10 protein-coding genes and 1 pseudogene are annotated in these 17453 nt (G+C 72.9%); 7 read left to right on the forward strand and 4 right to left on the reverse strand.

What is annotated here, in order from left to right:
- The first annotated feature begins 140 nt into the window (after nt 1-140).
- The 7 genes and pseudogenes from IE277_RS12860 (at nt 141) to IE277_RS12890 (ending at nt 11682) form a co-directional block, all read left to right on the forward strand.
- Entirely contained in the window at nt 141-1307 is a 1167-nt protein-coding gene (locus tag IE277_RS12860; RefSeq protein ID WP_189951703.1) for a glycosyltransferase family 4 protein, read from the forward strand.
- Nucleotides 1304-2494: a glycosyltransferase gene (locus tag IE277_RS12865; protein ID WP_189951705.1), complete on the forward strand. Its 1191-nt coding sequence runs from the start codon at nt 1304-1306 to the stop codon at nt 2492-2494. The genes IE277_RS12860 and IE277_RS12865 overlap by 4 nt, the downstream gene beginning before the upstream one ends.
- A pseudogene (locus IE277_RS12870) lies at nt 2491-3318 on the forward strand (SGNH/GDSL hydrolase family protein); the annotation flags it as partial. The gene IE277_RS12865 and the pseudogene IE277_RS12870, both read left to right, overlap by 4 nt.
- 454 nt (nt 3319-3772) lie before the next feature.
- Nucleotides 3773-4474 carry a GntR family transcriptional regulator gene (locus tag IE277_RS12875; RefSeq protein ID WP_189951707.1) on the forward strand — a complete coding sequence of 234 codons (702 nt, stop codon included), beginning with the start codon at nt 3773-3775 and terminating at the stop codon, nt 4472-4474.
- Between the two features lie 62 nt (nt 4475-4536).
- Entirely contained in the window at nt 4537-6066 is a 1530-nt protein-coding gene (locus tag IE277_RS12880) for a hypothetical protein (RefSeq protein ID WP_189951709.1), read from the forward strand.
- Nucleotides 6067-6097: 31 nt separating this feature from the next.
- Complete coding sequence (locus IE277_RS12885) at nt 6098-6976, forward strand: hypothetical protein (protein WP_189951711.1); 879 nt, start codon at nt 6098-6100, stop codon at nt 6974-6976.
- 62 nt (nt 6977-7038) lie between these two features.
- Entirely contained in the window at nt 7039-11682 is a 4644-nt protein-coding gene (locus tag IE277_RS12890; protein ID WP_189951713.1) for a hypothetical protein, read from the forward strand.
- Between the two features lie 3 nt (nt 11683-11685).
- Here the strand turns inward: IE277_RS12890 and IE277_RS12895 are convergent, their stop codons facing one another.
- The 4 genes from IE277_RS12895 to IE277_RS12910 are packed head-to-tail and all read right to left on the reverse strand — an operon-like array spanning nt 11686 to nt 17440.
- A complete protein-coding gene (locus tag IE277_RS12895; protein ID WP_189951715.1) occupies nt 11686-13236 on the reverse strand; it encodes a GMC family oxidoreductase in 1551 nt (516 codons plus the stop codon).
- 26 nt (nt 13237-13262) lie between these two features.
- Entirely contained in the window at nt 13263-14831 is a 1569-nt protein-coding gene (locus IE277_RS12900) for an APC family permease (protein ID WP_189951717.1), read from the reverse strand.
- 19 nt (nt 14832-14850) lie between these two features.
- Nucleotides 14851-16317 carry an aldehyde dehydrogenase family protein gene (locus IE277_RS12905; RefSeq protein ID WP_189951719.1) on the reverse strand — a complete coding sequence of 489 codons (1467 nt, stop codon included), beginning with the start codon at nt 16315-16317 and terminating at the stop codon, nt 14851-14853.
- Nucleotides 16310-17440, reverse strand: coding sequence for an aromatic ring-hydroxylating oxygenase subunit alpha (locus IE277_RS12910; RefSeq protein WP_189951721.1), 1131 nt, complete (start codon nt 17438-17440; stop codon nt 16310-16312). Before IE277_RS12910 ends, IE277_RS12905 begins: the two co-directional genes overlap by 8 nt.
- Nucleotides 17441-17453 lie beyond the last annotated feature (13 nt).

Here is a 17453-nt window from a genome sequence, read left to right on the forward strand (position 1 = left end):
AACACCGGGTGTCCCGCAGGTCAGGCGGTCATGACGGCCGTCTGACCTGCCCGGGTGTGCAGCCCAACGCTCATGGGACGTTCCCCGGGCGGAAAGATCGAAGTCGACGCGGCCACGTCCTGCGCGGCGACAACACCCGTATGCGTGTCGTCATCGTGACCGAATCCTTTCCCCCCGATGTGAACGGCGTGGCCCACTGCGCGCTCCAGACCGCCCGGCACCTCGTAGATCGCGGTCACCACCCGCTCGTCGTCGCCCCCGCCCCCTCCCCCTTGTTCTCGGCTTCGCTCAAACAGGGAGGTGCCCCCACGGGCAGCGGACCGGACACGGACGCCCCGTGCCCGGTCGTCCGGATCCCGTCCCTCCCGCTCCCCGGCTATCCCCAGGTCCGCGTCGCCCTCCCCAGCCGACGCCTTGCCGCGGCGCTCATCGAGCACCGCGCCGATGTGGTCCATCTCGCCAGCCCCTTCGTCCTCGGCGTCCGCGGCATGGCCGCCGCCGCCAAGCTCGGCATCCCCGCCGTCGCCGTCTACCAGACCGACCTGGCCGGCTACGCCCGCACCTACATGGGCGCCGGCGAAACCGCGGCATGGCGCCGGATCCGCTCCGTGCACTCCGCCGCCGACCGCACCCTGGCCCCCTCCAGCTCCGCCCTCGGCGACCTGGAGGCGCACGGTGTGCCCCGGGTCCGGCTGTGGCCACGAGGCGTGGACACCGTACGTTTCCGGCCAGACCTCCGTGATGAGGCCCTGCGTCGTGAGCTCGCCCCCAATGGCGAGGTCATCGTCGGCTACGTCGGCCGGCTCGCCCCCGAGAAGCATGTCGAACTCCTCGCCGGAGCCTGCGGCCTGCCGGGCGTCAAGGTCGTGATCGTCGGCGACGGGCCCAGCCACGCCCACCTCACCGTGGCCCTGCCCGGAGCGGTCTTCCTCGGCCGCCGCACCGGCGGCGACCTCGCCCGGATCTTCGCCTCGCTGGACGTGTTCGCGCACACCGGCCCCTTCGAGACGTTCTGCCAGACCGTCCAGGAGGCCATGGCCAGCGGCGTCCCGGTCGTCGCACCCGCCGCCGGCGGCCCCCTCGACCTGGTCGCCCACGGCCGCACCGGACTGCTCGTGCCGCCGCGCGACGCCGAGGCCGTCGAGGAGGCCGTACGGAAGCTGGCCACCGACGCGGCCCTGCGGTCCTCCTACGGCACCGCCGCGCGCACCATGGTCGAGGGCCGAACCTGGGCCGCCGTCGGCGACCAGCTGATCGCCCACTACGGCGACGTCCTCGCGGCGCGGAAGACGGTGGTGGCGGCATGACCGGCAAGCCCCTGCGCATCGTCCGCCTCGCCAACTTCGTCGCCCCGTCCTCCGGCGGCCTGCGCACCGCCCTGCGCGAGCTGGGCAAGGGCTTCCAGGCGGCGGGCCACGAGGCGGTGCTCGTGGTGCCCGGCGAGCGGCACACCGACCGCGACACCGAGCAGGGCCGCGTCATCACCCTGCCCGGCCCGCTGCTGCCCGGCACCGGCGGCTACCGCGTCCTCACCGACAAGCGGCGCGTGGCCGGCCTCCTGGAGGAGCTGGCCCCGGACCGCCTGGAGGTCTCCGACCGTACGACGCTGCGCTGGACCGGCCGCTGGGCCCGCCGCGCGCGTGTGCCCGCCGTGATGGTCTCCCACGAGACCGCCGACGGTGTGCTGCGCACCTGGGGTCTGTCCGAGAACCTCTCCCGCAAGGCGGCCGACGCCCTCAACACCCGTACCGCGCACGTGTACTCGCGGGTGGTGTGCACGACCGAGTTCGCCGAGCGCGAGTTCGTACGTATCGGCGCGCGCAATGTCGTACGCGCCCCTCTCGGTGTCGACCTGATGGAACGCCACCCGGCGCTGCGCGACCCGGGGCTGCGCACCCTGCACGCGCGCGGTGGGGAGGCACTGCTCGTCATGTGCTCGCGGCTCTCCGTGGAGAAGCGGCCCGGAACGGCGCTGGACGCCCTGGACGCACTGGTGCGGCGCGGGCGGCGCGCCGTGCTCGTGGTGGCCGGGGACGGGCCGCTCAAGCCCCGGCTGGAGCAGCGCGCGCGGGAGCTGGGGCTCCCGGTGACATTCCTCGGACATGTCTCCGACCGGGACACGCTCGGCGCCCTGCAGGCCACCGCCGACGTCGCCCTCGCGCCCGGGCCCGCCGAGACCTTCGGGCTCGCCGCCCTGGAGGCCATGGCGTGCGGCACGCCGGTCGTGGCGAGCGCGTCGTCCGCGCTGCCCGAGGTCATCGGCTCCGCCGGGGCCACCGCGGCCGATCGCGGCGAGGCGTTCGCCGACGCCGTGGAACTGCTCCTGGACCGCGGCGAACCCCAGCGGCGCGAGGCGGCACGCGCGCGTGCCGAGTGCTTCGGCTGGGGAACGGCAGTGGAGGCGTTCCTCGCGGCACATGACGCCGAGGTGCTCAGTCCCGCCGGCGTCCGCCCCACCGGCGTCCGTCGCACCGTGGCGGAGGGCGTGGCATGAGATCCGTCCGCTTCGTCGCTCTCGGGGACTCGCTGACCCAGGGCGTGGGCGACCCCGTCGGGGACGCCTGGCGGGGCTGGGCCGCGCTGCTGGCGCCCTCCCTCGCCGAGACCGCCGACGACGTGCAGTTCACCAACCTCGCCGTCAGCGGGGCCCAGACCCGTGACGTCACGGAGCGGCAGACGCCGGCCGCGCTCGAACTCCGTCCCCACGTGGTGTCGGTGGTGATCGGTGTCAACGACACCCTGCGCCGCACCTTCGACATACGGGCGGTGGCCGCCCACCTCGACGAGGTCTACGCCACCTTCACCCGCGCGGGCGCGACCGTGCTCACCGCCTGCCTGCCCGACCCCGGCGCGATGCTGGGCCTGCCGGGCGCCCTGGCCCGCCCGCTGGCCCGCCGGCAACGGGCCGTGAACACCGTCGTCCACACACTGTCCGAACGCTACGGAGCCGTGCATCTGCACGCCACGGACGGCACCTGGATCACCGACCGGGCCCTGTGGAGCGCGGACCGGCTGCATCCGGGCGAGCGCGGGCACCGGCAGCTCGCCGTCCGCTTCCACGCCCTGCTCACCGAGGCGGGCCGCGCGACGGGGCAGCCGCCGTCGTCCGAGCCGGAGTTTCCCGCGCCGACGCGGGCGGCGAGCCTGCTGTGGCTGGCCACGGCCGGTACCGGGTGGGTCATCCGGCGCTGCAACGACCTGCTGCCGCAACTGCTCCGCCTGGCGGCCGACGAACTGCGCCACCGGGCGCGGGGCACCAGTGCCCGCCTCGACCTGAGCGCCTCGGCGGCGGCGTCCGCGGCCCTGACAGCCCTGACGGAGGGCGCCCGCGAGGACACCGGGGCTCAGCGACGTCCCGTCGACACGAGCACGAACCCGGCGGTCATCCCCGCTCTCGCGCGCGCGTCCGCGCTGCCGGGCACGGCGGGCCCGGCCACGCAGGCGGGCACGGGGCGCGAGGTCACGGTCCCGGGTGTGGCCCGCGAGGTCACGGTCCCCGGTGTGGTGCGTGAGGTCACGGTGCCGGACACGGCGTGCCCGGCCGTCGGGGCGCAGGGGGCGCGGACCACCGCGATCACCGGGTAGCGCACGGCGGGTGTGCACCAGGGCGGGGGCCCGCTCCGCGCGGGCCCCTCGGTGCCGTGCGCGTGCCGCAGCCGTGCCGTGCGAGTGCCGTAGGCGTACCGCGCGGTGACCCGTCCCGCGTGAATCGTTCAACAATCCTTCGATACCCACGTTGTCTCGTTCCGGTGCGTGCGATTGAATTCCGGGCATGGCAGAGCAGCTGACGGCACTGGCGGACGACCGTGCGCTCCTGGGGCGCACGAGCACGGCGGAGCGGGTTTCGGACATCCTCCGGACGCGTATCGCCGACGGGTACTTCCCGCCCGGCACCCGGCTGTCCGAGGACGGCATCGGCGGGGCGCTCGGGGTGTCCCGCAACACCCTGCGCGAGGCGTTCCGGCTGCTCACCCACGAACGCCTGCTGGTCCACGAACTCAACCGCGGGGTGTTCGTACGGGTCCTGACCGTCGAGGACGTCGAGGACATCTACCGCACGCGCTCGCTGGTCGAGTGCGCCGTCGTCCGCGGGCTCGGCGAGCCGCCCCACCGCCTGGAGGGGGTGGCCGCAGCGGTCGCCGAGGGAGAGTCGGCGGCCGCCGGGAACGACTGGAAGGCGCTGGGCACCGCCAACATCCACTTCCACCGGGAACTGGTCGCCCTCGCGGGCAGCGAACGCACCGACGAGCTGATGCGCAGCGTCTTCGCCGAACTGCGGCTCGCCTTCCACGTCGTCGACGACCCACGCCGGCTGCACGAGCCCTATCTCGCCCGCAACCGCGAGATCCTGCGGGCGCTCGAGACCGGCGACCAGCGGGCGGCCGAGCGGCTGCTGCAGACCTATCTCACCGACTCGCTGGAGCGCGTCGTGGAGGTGTACCGGCGGCGGGTGGGCGAGCAGGGCGCCTCGTAGGGAGCGGGCGCGGCCGTTCGCCGTTTGGGTCGATGTCAGACATAGGACCTAGTCTGTGCACCGTGACTTCGCCTGCATCGACGGACAGCGTTCCGCCCCAGCTCAGCGCGGGGCCGCGCCCGGCTCCGGGCCCGGCCGCCGACGAGGGGCTGGCACGTCGGCTGCGCGCGCTCGCCTGCACCGCGCCGCTGCACGACCTCGACGCGCGCAAGGCCAACCTGGCCGGCGAGTACTCGGTGTACGGCATGGCCGAGGTGGCCCTCGCCGCCATCGACCTGGTCACACTCAACATGGACTTCGACACGGGCGCCGACCACGAGCAGATCGTGGCCCGGCTCGTCCCGCGCATCGCCGCCCAGGCCCCGCGCCGCCCGGCCGCCGAGCACGAGCGCGTGGCCCGCTGGGTCCTGGAGAACCTGATCAACGTCGGCAGCGTCGACCGCGGCTTCCGCGCCGTCTACGGCACCTTCGCCCCGGACGGCACCTACGTCCGCCGTGACTACGACTTCAAGCTGATCGAAGAGGTCCCCGGCCCCGGCGGCACGGTCTATCTGCGCACGACGGACGAGGCGGTCAACGTCCTGGTCGGCGCGCTGGACACCGACGTCACCAGCGCCCAGATCGCCGCCGAGGTCAAGCTGGAGGTGCTGATCAGCCGCGGCCGGCTCGCCGACGCCCAGCTCGCCGCCGAACAGGCCCGCTACCGCACGGTGCAGTACTCGGAGACCCTGCGCCGCGCCCTGGAGGCCACCCGGCGCAACGTCCGCGCGGTCGACTGGCTCAGCGCCGTGCCCGACATGATCGCCGAGGCCCTGGACCACGTGGCCGACCGCTACCGCCACGAGAACGCGATCCTCACCAACATCCGCAAGGCCCGCGACGAGACCGAGGAGCCCGAGCACAAGCGCCGCGCCGCCGAACTGGTCGACATCGTCAAGGACTGCATCCGGCGCCACACCCAGCTCCAGTCCCGGCTGCTGGAGGCGGGCCCGCTGTTCCGCGCCGAACAGGACCGACAGGCCTTCGCCACACCCGCGACGACCTCCGGGACCGACCTGTACGGCCATCTCCTCGCCCCCGTCCTGCCGTTGCCCCTGGAGCAGGCGATCCGGGTCACGGACGCCTTCTTCGCGCACGGCACGGGTCTGCGCACGCCGGTGTCGGTGCGGGTCGGCGACCTCGTCGAGATACTGCTGACGCCGCCGGTGGAGCGGGAGCACCTGGGCGCGGAGATGCCGGAGCCGGATCTGATCGCCACGCCGGACGACAGCCGGTTCAGCGAGGAGCAACTGGCCGCCGCGACGCAGTTGCTGGACCTTCCGGCCGACGCGCCGCGCAGGCTGTCGGGCCTGCTGGCCGAGGCCCGGCGGACCGGAGACCCCGATCTGGCCTATCTGGTCGCCCTGCTGGCGGTGCACGCGGCCAGCCCGGCCGTCGGCACGGCCTACCGCCAGGGCGAGGAGAGGCTGCTCTTCGCCGTCGACGACGGGACAGAACTGGACGATCCCGAGTTCGGCGGGGCCGACCTGATCGTCGGGACCGCGTTGCTGGACGCCGCGGGAATGGCGGCGGACCGGACGGAAGCAGCATGACCGAGCGAGAACGCGACAAGGAGCCGAAGCCGTGACCGAGCACGTCGACCGGAGTGAGCCCGAGCCCGCCGCCGCGCCGGCCGGTTCCGCCGTCACGCCCGCCGACGCCGCCGACGCGGCGCGGCTCGTGGCCTTCGGGCTGCAGCCCAAGCTGCAGCCCGCGCGGGACCAGGAGTACACCGAGCTGCTGCGCCGGTACCGGGAGGACCCGGCGTTCGCACGGCTCGCCGACGCCGTAGCCACCGGACTGGGGCTCGTGGTGCTGGAGGTGTCCCCGCGCGCGGGGATGGCCGTGACGGCCGCCGAGGACTCGGTGTTCGCCGTCCGCATGGGGGACTACGCGCGTCGCACCGCCGCCGACTCCGGCGACCGCTTCCTGCACGGCCTCGCCCATCTCGCCGTCGCAGGCCTGGCGTTCCCGCGCCCGGAGGACCTGGCCGACGACACCTACATCGGCCGCGTCACGGTCAACGGCGTCGACGCGTTCGTACGGCAGGCCTGCCGGCGCCTGGAGGAGCGGGCCGAGGAACAGGGCGAGAACACCGACCCGGCGACCGACGCGCCCGGCCTTGAGGCCGCCTGGCGGATCTGGGCCAGACGCAGCGCCACCGGCGCCACCAAGGACGCCCGCCGCCCGGCCGCCTCCACCACCGGCATCGTGGCCAAGGCCCTGGCCTTCCTCACCGACTCGGGCTTCCTGCAGCGCACCGGCGACGACAGCGGCGGCACCTACCGCACCACGGCCCGCTATCAGCTCCAGGTCCGTGACCTGGCCGGCACCGCCGCCCTGACCGAACTGCTCGAACTGGGCGTCGTACCGGTGACCGACGGCACGGCCGGCCTGCTGCCCGCCGACGACACCGAGGACCTGGAGCTGGTGGCCGAAGCCGGCCTGCCGTTCCACTCCTGAGGGCCGACCGGCTCCCGAAGAACCGAACCACGCACTTTTCACCAGACTTACGAGAGTCCGCCATGTACGAGCTGTCCCGGGTCCGCCTCTACTCCATCGGTCCCGCCGGTGCGCGCTATGCCGACACCGTGCTTGACCTGCGGGGTGTCGGCGAGCCCGTGCCCGACCCGGCGCCCACGCAGGCGGAGTTCTTCGAGGAGGAGCCGTCCGGCCCGCCGCGCCGGCCCGCGCCCGCGGGCGTGCTCTTCCTGGAGAACGGCGGCGGCAAGTCCGTCCTGCTCAAGCTGATCTTCTCGGTGATGCTGCCGGGCCACCGCAACACCCTCGGCGGCGCCAGCTCCGGTGTGCTGCGCAAGTTCCTGCTGGCCGACGACTGCGGACATGTCGCGCTGGAATGGCAGCATGTGCTGACCGGCGAGTGCGTCGTCGTCGGCAAGGCGAGCGAGTGGCGCGGACGGCAGGTCTCCAACGACCCCCGGAAGTTCGCCGAGGCCTGGTACTCGTTCCGGCCCGGCCCCGGCCTGAGCCTGGACAACCTGCCGGTCGCCGAGTCCACGGCTGTACGGCCGCCCGTCGAGGGCACCTCGGGCGCCCAGGGCCGGCGCCGCACCATGAAGGGCTTCCGCGACGCCCTCATGGAGGCCGGCAAGGCCTACCCGCACCTGGAGGTGCACTGGGAGGAGATCCACGACCGCTGGATCGAGCACCTCGGCGACCTGGGCCTGGACCCCGAACTCTTCCGCTACCAGCGGGAGATGAACGCCGACGAGGGCGAGGCGGCCGGTCTCTTCGCGGTGAAGAAGGACTCCGACTTCACCGACCTGCTGCTGCGCGCCGTCACCGACACCCGGGACACCGACGGTCTCGCCGACCTCGTCAGCGGCTTCGGTAACAAGCTCGGCCGGCGCGCCGAACTGATCGCCGAACGCGACTTCACCGCCGGCTCGGCCGATCTGCTCGGGCGGATCGTCGAGGCCGCCGACGCTCGGTCACGCGCGCGTGACGTCCACGCCGGCGCCGAGCGCCGTACCCGCACGCTCGCCCGGAGGCTCTCCGAGCGGGCGGTGCGGGAGCGGGTGCGGGCCGCGGACCTCGCCCAGCGGGTCACGGCCGCCGCCTACGCGGTCACCCACTCCGAGGGCGCCCGGGAGCGCAGCGCCCTGATCGCCGCCGAACTCGCCTACCGGCATGCCTCGTTGGCGCTCGCCGCCGCCGAGAAGTCCGCCGCCGCGCAGAAGCGCGAGCTGGCCGACGCGCGCACCCTGCACTCCGCCTGGCAGGCCGCCGAGGCCGTGCTGCGGCACCGCGCCGCCGCCGACCGCGTCGCGCGCGTGTCCGCCGCCATCCAGGAGGCCGAGCGGGACGCCGCCCCCGCGCTCGCCGCGCGCGCCAAGGCCGCCGTGGATCTCGTACGGGCCCTGCACGCGGCCGCCGAGAGCGCCGAGGCGCTCGCCAACGAGGGGGAGGAGCGTTCCGCCGCCCTGCAGGAGGCCGGCGACGGCGCCTACCGTGACTCCACCACGGCCGCGACCGAGGCACAGCGCGCCCGCAGTGAGGCCGGCCATCTGCGCCAGCGCCTCGGCGAGGTCGAGCAGGAGACCGCCGAGGCGGTCCGCGCGGGCTGGCTCGACGACAGCGCCCCGGACGCCGACCCGGCGCGCGCCGCGCTCGCCGCCAGCGACGCCGAGAAGGGCGCCGTCGCCGCCTGGGACGCGGCCCGCGAGGCAGCCCGCAAGGTCACCGAGCACGCACGCGAGGCGGCCTCGGCCGAGTCCCGGGCGGAACTGACCGCGGCCCGCGCCGCGGACGCCGCGACGGCGGCCGAGCGGGCCCACGACGCCGAACGGCGCCTCGCCGAATCCCTCGCCGCCGAGGAGCGGCTCGCCGAACTCCTCAGCCTGCCGGGTGCGCCGGGCCGGGCGCGGGTGCCCGCCCCGAGGGCGGACATGGACGACGACCCGCGCGCGGGATCCGCGACGGACTCCGCCATCCCCGTCGAGGGCCCGCTCACCTCCGAGGAACTCGACCGCTTCGCGGACGAGTTGCGCGAGCTGCTGGACGACGCCGTGTCGAGTGCCGAACGGCATCTGTTCGACCTGCGGACCGCCGCCGCCGACGACTCCCGGATCCTCGGCGCGCTCGGTGACGGCGGACTGCTGCCGCCCGGTCCTGACGTGCTGGCCACGGTGGAGTTCCTCGGCGAGCACGGCATCCCGGCGCTGCCCGGCTGGCGCTATCTCGCCCAGGCCGTCGACCCCGCGGACCACGCGCGCGTGCTCGCCGCCCGCCCCGAGCTGGTCGACGGTGTGATCATCACCGACCCCGACACGCACGCGCGGGCCCGCGAGGTGCTCGGCGACGCCGCCCTGCTGCCCCGCTCCGCCGTCGCCGTCGGCACGGCCGCCGCCCTGCTCGCCCCGCCGCCCGCCGCCGGCGCCGCACCCGGTGCCGTCTTCCTCGTGCCGCCGAACCCGGCCATGCACGACGAGCACGCCGCCGACGAGGAGCGGCAGGCGCTGCGCGCGCGGGCCACCGAGCGCGACGAGGAGATCCGCACGCTCGCCGCCCGGCTCGGCAAGGACCGCGAACTGGCCGCCCGGCTCGCCTCCTGGCGCTCCGGCTGCCCCGCCGGCCGCCTCACCGAGCTGGCCCAGGCCGCCGAGGAGGCGCGGGCGTTCACCGAGGAGGCCGAGGCCGAGCTGGCCGAGGCCCGCACCGTGCGCGCGGAGGCGGAGGAGGCCGCCGCCGAGGCCGTACAGATCCGCGACGAGCGACAGGAGGCCGCGCAGAAGGCCCGCCGCGCCGCCGACGCCCTCGCCGGACTCGCCCACCGGCTCCGCGAGCGCGCCGGCTGGCAGGCCCGGCTGCGCGAACTCGCCGACGAGGGCGCGGAGTCCGAGGCCCGCGCGCAGACGTGCCTGGAGCGCGCCCGCGCCGCCGACGAGGACCGCCGCGCCGCCCAGCGCGCCGCCGACGACGCCCGCCGCACCGCGCGCGCCCTGCGCGCCGAGCGCTCGGAGATCGCCGGCGCCCCGGACGACGTACCGGTCGAGGACACGGACACCCCCAAGGCGTCCCTGCCCGCCCTCCGCGAGGCCTACCGGGCCGCCTCCCAGGTGTACGAGAAGGTCGGCGTCGGCGCCGACCTGCGCGCCGAGCAGGCCCGCGCGGAGAGCGACGAGAGCGCCGCCCACGCCGAGCTGGACCGGCTCAGCAACAAGGTCCGCACCCGCGCCGAGCAGCTGCTGCAGTCGCCCGACGGCTCCGACGGCCCCTCCCGGCAGGCCGCCGCCGCCCGCGCGGAGGAGTTGGTGCAGCTCCTGGAGACCCGCATGTCCAGCGCGAGCGAGCAGCTCGGCCGGCTGCGCGGCGAGGCCGAGCGGCACGCCCCCGAGGACGGCGGGGCGCACACCGAGCTGCCCGAGGAACTCCTCCCGCGCGACGCCGAGCACGCCCAGGCGCTGCTGCGCACCGCGACCGGTGAACTCGCCGCCCGCACCGAGACGCTGGCCGAGGCCCGCGCGGCACACGCCGAGCTGCTGGAGGCCCACCGGGCCGCCGAGGACGCGGCCGGCGGCTTCGATGAGATCGCCGCGATGCTCCGCGACCTGCTGCGCGAACACGCCCCCGAGGAGGAGCCGGAGGAGCCGGAGCCCTACCCCGGCGGCCTGGAGGAGGCCCGGCACTCCGCGGCCGAGGCCCGCCGCTCGCTGCGCGGCTGCGCCGCCGACCTGTCCGCCGCCGAGGCGACTGTGCGCGAGGCGAGTGACGTACTCGTCCGGCACGCCAACTCCACGCGCTACGAGCAGGTCCGCACCCCCGCCCGGCAGCAGATCCGCGAACTGCCCGCCTCCGCGCTGCCGGAGCACGCGCAGAAGTGGGCCGACGCCTTCGCGCCCCGACTGCGCGTCCTGACCGACGAGTTGGCGCAGCTGGAGCGCAACCGCGACTCGATCGTGGACCGGCTGCGCGGCCTGGTCGAGTCCGCGCTCGCCACCCTGCGCTCCGCCCAGCGCCTGTCCCGGCTCCCCGAAGGTCTCGGCGAGTGGTCGGGGCAGGAGTTCCTGCGTATCCGCTTCGAGGAGCCCGACCAGGCCACCCTCACCGAGCGGCTCGGCGAGGTCATCGACGAGGCCACCCGCGCGGCCGTGAAGAAGAACTCCGACCTGCGCCGCGACGGCATGTCCCTGCTGCTGAGGGGTGTCGCGGCCGCCCTTCAGCCGAAGGGTGTCGCGGTCGAGATCCTCAAGCCGGACGCCGTACTGCGCGCGGAGCGCGTCCCGGTCGGCCAGATGGGCGACGTGTTCTCCGGCGGCCAGCTGCTCACTGCCGCCATCGCGCTCTACTGCACGATGGCCGCGCTGCGTTCGAACGACCGGGGGCGGGACAAGCACCGGCACGCCGGCACGCTGTTCCTGGACAACCCGATCGGCCGCGCCAACGCCACGTATCTGCTGGAGCTGCAACGGGCCGTCTCGGACGCGCTCGGCGTCCAGCTGCTGTACACCACCGGCCTGTTCGACACGACCGCGCTCGCCGAGTTCCCGCTGGTCATCCGGCTGCGCAACGACGCCGACCTCAGGGCGGGCCTGAAGTACATCAGCGTGGAGGAGCATCTTCGGCCCGGACTGCCGCAGCAGCCCCGGGCCGGAGAGGCGGTGCACAGCGAGATCACGGCGACGCGGATGTTCAAGAAGCCGGCCTAGCCGTCAGACGTCCTCCTTCAAGAGGTCGGCGCACTTCTCGCCGATCATCATCGTCGTGATGCACGGATTGACGGCGATCAGGTCGGGCATCACCGACCCGTCGGCCACCCGCAGCCCCTCGACCCCCTTGACCCGCAGCCGCGCGTCGAGCGGGGCCGAGCGGTCGTCGTCGGCACCCATCTTCACCGTGCAGGACGGGTGGTAGACGGTGTTGTGCGTCTTGCGGATGTAGTCCAGCAGCTCGTCGTCCGTCCGGACGTCCGGCCCCGGCGCCAGCTCGGCGCCCGTCCAGCCGCTCAACGCGGGCTGTGCGGCGATACGGCGGGCCAGCCTCAGCCCGTACGTCATCACCCGCACATCATGCTCATGCGTGAAGTACCGCGGATCCACCTTCGGTTTGTCCCGGAAGTCGCGGGTCCGCAGCCGTACCGTGCCGCGTGACCTCGCCTTCGTCACATTGGGCGTCAGACAGAAGGCGTTCTCCGAGGTGGGGTAGCCCCAGCGGGCGGTGTTCATGTCGAACGGCACCGACCCGTAGTGGAACATCAGGTCGGGCCGGTCCAGGCCGGGCTCGGTGTCGTAGAAGACGCCCGCCTCCCACCACTGGCTCGACGTGGTGGGCATGGGCTGCTTCGCCTCCCACATGATCACGCCCTCGGGGTGGTCCTGGAGGTTCTCGCCGACGCCGGGGGAGTCGACGACGACGTCCACGCCGACCTCACGCAGCTGCGCGGCCGGGCCGATACCGGACAGCATCAGCAGCTTCGGGGAGTCGATCGAGCCGCACGAGACGACCACCTCACGCCGGGCCCGTACGGTGCGGGTGTGTACCAGACCGGGGTCCAGATACTCGGCGCCCACACACCGGCGGCCCTGGAGCACCAGCCGTTTCGCGCGTACTCCCGTCCGGACGTCCAGATTGGGACGTCTGCCCATCACGGGGTGCAGATAGGCGACCGACGAGGACTGACGGAGATTGTTCTCGTCGGAGTTGATCTGGAACCAGTTGGCCCCGCGCACCACCGTCGTCCCGGTGTTGAACGGGACGGTGGGGATACCGGCCTGCGCACACGCCTGCAGCAGCGCCGTGCCGCACGGGTCGGCACCCTTCAGCGTGCGCAGCTTCACCGGGCCGGTGCGGCCGTGGTGGTCGCCGGGGGCGTCGTTGCTCTCCAGCCGTCGGTACAGCGGGAACAGATCGGCCGGGCTCCAGCCCGTGCAGCCCCCGGCCGCCCAGTCGTCCAGGTCCTCCGCCGGAGCCCAGAAGGCGATGGCGGAGTTGTGCGACGAACAGCCGCCCAGCACCTTCGCGCGCGCGTGCCGCATGAAGCTGTTGCCGGTGGCCTGCGGCTCGACCGGATAGTCCCAGTCGTAGCCGGACTCCAGCAGGCCCATCCAGCGCTCCAGCCGGAGGACGTCGTCGTCGCCGACGTCGCTCGGCCCCGCCTCCAGCACGCACACCGTGACGGAAGGATCCTCGGAGAGCCGGGCCGCCACCACGTTGCCCGCGGTGCCGCCGCCGACCACGACGTAGTCGAACTCATCGATGCTCATGAGCAGTTGCCTCCTTGGAGCAGGGCTCAGTCGGACGTCGGCGCGGCGAGCGGAGCGGTCGGGGCGGGGGAGGCCTCCAGACGGTGTTCGGCGAGGACGCCGGTGCGGTGACGCTGGACGAACCAGTAGTAGGCGAAGCCGCCGCCCGCGATGATCGCGACGAACAGCACCGCGCCCCAGCGCAGATACCAGTGGTACGGCGCGCTCGCGTTGTAGACCGCGGCGCGCGGCCAGATCAGATTGACCGTCATGGCCGCGCCCCAGACCACCGCGACGACGTTGACCAGCAGCCCCCAGCGGCCCAGCGAGAACCTGCCGCCGTCCGCCGGCTGCCACCGGCCGCGCAGCCGCGCCACCAGCATCGGCACGGTGACGCCCAGATAGGCGAGGTAGATCATGACGATGCCGATGCTGGTGACGACCGTGAAGATCTGCGGCTGGCGGATGTTGACCACGAGGATCGCCAGCGCCAGCACGCCGATGATCACGGCCGGCAGGACGGGGGTCTTGAAGCGGGGACTCACCCGGGCCAGCAGCGAGGACGCGGGCAGGTTGTTGTCCCGGGCCATCGCGAACGCCAGCCGGATCGCCGCCGTGTGCACGGCCAGCGCGCACACCGTGACCGCGATCAGCACGCACCACAGCATGGCCTTGCCGGCCGTCGGGCCGAGTACGTCGAGCACGACGTACTGCAGACCGTCCGTGGACAGCTTGTCGCCCGTGAGGCTGGAGACGCTCATCATCGCCAGGAGGAGCACGAGTCCGCCCAGGACGAAGGAGGCGACGATCGCGCGGATGATGGCCCGCGGGGCGTTCCGGGACGGGTCCAGGGACTCCTCGCCGAGCGAGGCGGCGGTGTCGAAGCCGTACATGACGTACGCCGAGGCCAGCGACGCCACCAGGAAGGCGCCGAGGTAACCCGTTGAGTAACCCGATCCTGTGTGGTTCGTCTGCATGACGACTTGAGGACCGCGGGTGATGTGGACGGCGAACAGGATGATCAATACAACGGTCGCGATCAACTCAATGAATACACCAGCGGTGTTGATCGTGGCCATCAGCTTGACGCCGAACGCATTGACCAGGGTGGTGAAAAGGATCAACACGGCCGCCAGGACGACCGCGTTCGTCGCCACGTCGTACTTGCCGGTGCCGTCCCCGACGAACTGGAAGGTGGACGAGATCTGCGGCAGCGTCAACTGGTAGGCCAGCGCGACCGCCGCGATGGACACGATGGACGCGATCAACATCATCCACCCGGCCAGCCAGCCGAGATGCGGATTGCCGATCTTCTTCGACCAGTTGTAGACCGAGCCGGCCACCGGATAGCGGGCGGCGAGTTCGGCGAAGCACAGGGCGACCGTGAACTGGCCGGCGAACACCATCGGCCACGACCACCAGTAGGCCGGACCGCCGCTGCCGTAGCCGAAGTAGAACAGCTGGAAGGTGCCGGTCAGGATCGAGATGTAGCTGATACCGGCGGCGAAGGTGTGGAAGTTGCCGAGGGTGCGTTTGAGCTCGGGTCTGTAGCCGAACTCGGCGAGTTCGGCGTCGTCGTGATGATGAGGTCCTGGCGATTGCTCCGTGGTGGTCATGAACGGACTCCTCCGGCTGTCAGTCGAACCAGCCCTGCGGTGTCGGCGCGGTGGTGCGCCAGATGTGCTTCGTCTCGCGGTACTCGGCGAGCCCCGCCGGTCCGAGTTCACGCCCGAACCCGGACTGCTTGTAACCACCCCATTCGGCCTGCGGCACATACGGGTGGTAGTCGTTGATCCAGACCGTACCGAGGCGCAGGCCCGCCGCGACCCGGGCGGCCCTGGCCTCGTCGCCGGTCCACACGGCCCCCGCGAGGCCGTAGATCGTGTCATTGGCCAACCGCACGGCCTCTTCCTCGCTGGTGAACCGTTCGACGGTCAGCACCGGCCCGAAAGACTCCTCCCGGACCACCGACATACCGCTCGTGCAGCCGTCCAGGACGGTCGGGAGGTAGTAGAAACCCTCGTCGTAGCCGGGGCCGCTGGGCCGGGCGCCGCCGCAGCGCAGCACCGCGCCCTCCTCGATACCGCCCGCCACATAGGCCTCGACCTTCGCCCGGTGGGCCGCCGAGATCAGCGGCCCGGTCCGCGCGCGTTCGTCGAACGGGCCGCCCAGCCGGATCAGCCGGGCCCGGCGGACCACCTCGTCCACGAACCGGTCGTGCAGCGCGTCCTCGACCAGCAGCCGGGCCCCGGCCGAGCAGACCTGCCCGGAGTGCAGGAACACCGCGGTGAGCGCCATGTCGACGGCCGTCTCGAAGCCGGCGTCCGCGAAGACGATGTTGGGATTCTTGCCGCCGAGTTCGAGCGCGACCCGCTTCACGGTGCCGGCCGCCGCGGCCATCAGCCCACGGCCGGTCCGCAGACCGCCGGTGAAGGAGACCAGGTCGACGTCCGGATGGTCGCCGAGCGGCGCGCCCGCCTCCGGACCGGCGCCCAGCACCAGGTTCGCCACGCCCGGCGGAAGCCCCGCCTCCGCCAGCAGCCGCACCAGGTGGATCGCGGTGTGCGGGGTCAGCTCGCTCGGCTTCAGCACGAAGGTGTTGCCCGCCGCCAGGGCGGGAGCGACCTTCCACGCGGTCTGCAGCAGCGGATAGTTCCACGGCGTGATCAGCGCGCAGACGCCGACCGGTTCGTACACCACCCGGCTGTCGACGCCTTCCCGGCCGGTGTCGACCACCCGCCCGGTCTCGCCGGCCACCAGCCGCCCGAAGTAGCGGAAACAGTTGACGACATCGTCAATGTCGTACAGGCTCTCCACCCATCTCTTGCCGGTGTCAAGAGATTCGGCGCGGGCCAGGGCGTCCCGGTCACGGACCAGGAGGTCCGCGACCCGGAGCAGCAGATCACCGCGCCCCGCCGCCGGTGTCCGTGGCCAGGGGCCGGTGTCGAAGGCGCGGCGGGTCGCCGCGATCGCCTCCGCGGTGTCCTTGCCACAGGCCTCGTCGACGACCCCGACCAGGGAGCCGTCGGCCGGACAGCGGATCTCCCGGGTGCGCCCGTCCAGCGCGGCACGCCATGTGCCGTCGATGAAGAGGTCAGGCATCGACGTCTCCCAGCCGGCTCAGCAGCCACTCGTGGAAGATCCCGATGTGGTGTTCGTTCGGGACCAGGACCCCGCCGCCGCGGTACGCGCGCGAGGACATCCCCGGCTGGGTGCGCTCGCACGCCTCGAAGTCCTGCGCGTTGACCCGGTGGAACAGCTCCACGGACTTCGCCACGTCCGCCCCGGACGCCACCACCTCCGGCGCGTACAGCCAGTCGCACTCCACGACCGTGCGGTCCTCGGCCAGCGGGAACATCCGGTGCAGGATGACATGGTCGGGTACGAGGTTGACGAACACGGTCGGCTTGACCGTGATGGCGTAGTAGCGGCGGTCCTGGTCGGCGGCGACCTCGGGAAGCGTGGCGAAGCCTTCGCTGCCGTCGACCGTGAACCCCTTGACCTGCGCGCCGAACTCGGCGCCGTGCCCGACGTAGTACTGGGCGGCGTATCCGTCGGCGAACTCCGGGAGCACCTCCACGAGTTCGGGGTGGATCGTCGCGCAGTGATAGCACTCCATGAAGTTCTCGACGATCAGCTTCCAGTTGGCCTGCACGTCGTAGGTGATGCGCCTGCCGAGGGCCAGCCGCTCGGTGCCGTAGCGCTCGATGGCGGCCGCGTCGCCGAGCCGTTCGACGGCGGCGTCCATCACGGTGTCCTCGAAGGAGGGCGGTTCGTCGGCGAGACACACCCAGGCGTAGCCGAGCCATTCGCGCAGGGCCACCTTGATCAACCCGTACGCGACTCGATCAATGTCCGGCATCTTGATCAAGTTGGGCGCGGCGATCAACTTGCCGTCGAGGTCGTACGTCCATGCGTGGTACGGGCACTGCAGATTACGGCGCACCTCGCCGGAATCCTCGGTGCACAGTCGTGCGCCCCGGTGCCGGCACACATTCAGGAAGGCACGCAGCTCACCCGCACGCGTGCGCGTGATGATCACGTTCTCGCGACCCACCTGGACCGTACGGAAGGCGCCCGGTCCGTCCAGGTCGGCGCTGCGCACCGCGCAGAACCACAGGGACTCGAAGAGCTTCTCCTGCTCCTGCCGGAAGATGTCCGGGTCGGTGTAGTAACGGCCCGGAAGCGTGGCGATGAGGCTCGGGGAGATCGGTGTCGTCGTCACGGGTGCTCCTCAG

Origin of the sequence: Streptomyces alanosinicus (assembly GCF_014650595.1) — a bacterium.
GTDB classification, from domain to species: Bacteria; Actinomycetota; Actinomycetes; order Streptomycetales; family Streptomycetaceae; genus Streptomyces; species Streptomyces alanosinicus.

What these genes read in the sequence shown, in the direction of transcription:
- IE277_RS12865 (WP_189951705.1), top strand. Translation starts at nt 1,304, where the DNA reads ATGACCGGCAAGCCCCTGCGCATCGTCCGCCTCGCCAACTTCGTCGCC.
- IE277_RS12860 (WP_189951703.1), top strand. Translation starts at nt 141, where the DNA reads ATGCGTGTCGTCATCGTGACCGAATCCTTTCCCCCCGATGTGAACGGC.
- IE277_RS12875 (WP_189951707.1), top strand. Translation starts at nt 3,773, where the DNA reads ATGGCAGAGCAGCTGACGGCACTGGCGGACGACCGTGCGCTCCTGGGG.
- IE277_RS12900 (WP_189951717.1), bottom strand. Translation starts at nt 14,831, where the DNA reads ATGACCACCACGGAGCAATCGCCAGGACCTCATCATCACGACGACGCC.
- IE277_RS12890 (WP_189951713.1), top strand. Translation starts at nt 7,039, where the DNA reads ATGTACGAGCTGTCCCGGGTCCGCCTCTACTCCATCGGTCCCGCCGGT.
- IE277_RS12895 (WP_189951715.1), bottom strand. Translation starts at nt 13,236, where the DNA reads ATGAGCATCGATGAGTTCGACTACGTCGTGGTCGGCGGCGGCACCGCG.
- IE277_RS12905 (WP_189951719.1), bottom strand. Translation starts at nt 16,317, where the DNA reads ATGCCTGACCTCTTCATCGACGGCACATGGCGTGCCGCGCTGGACGGG.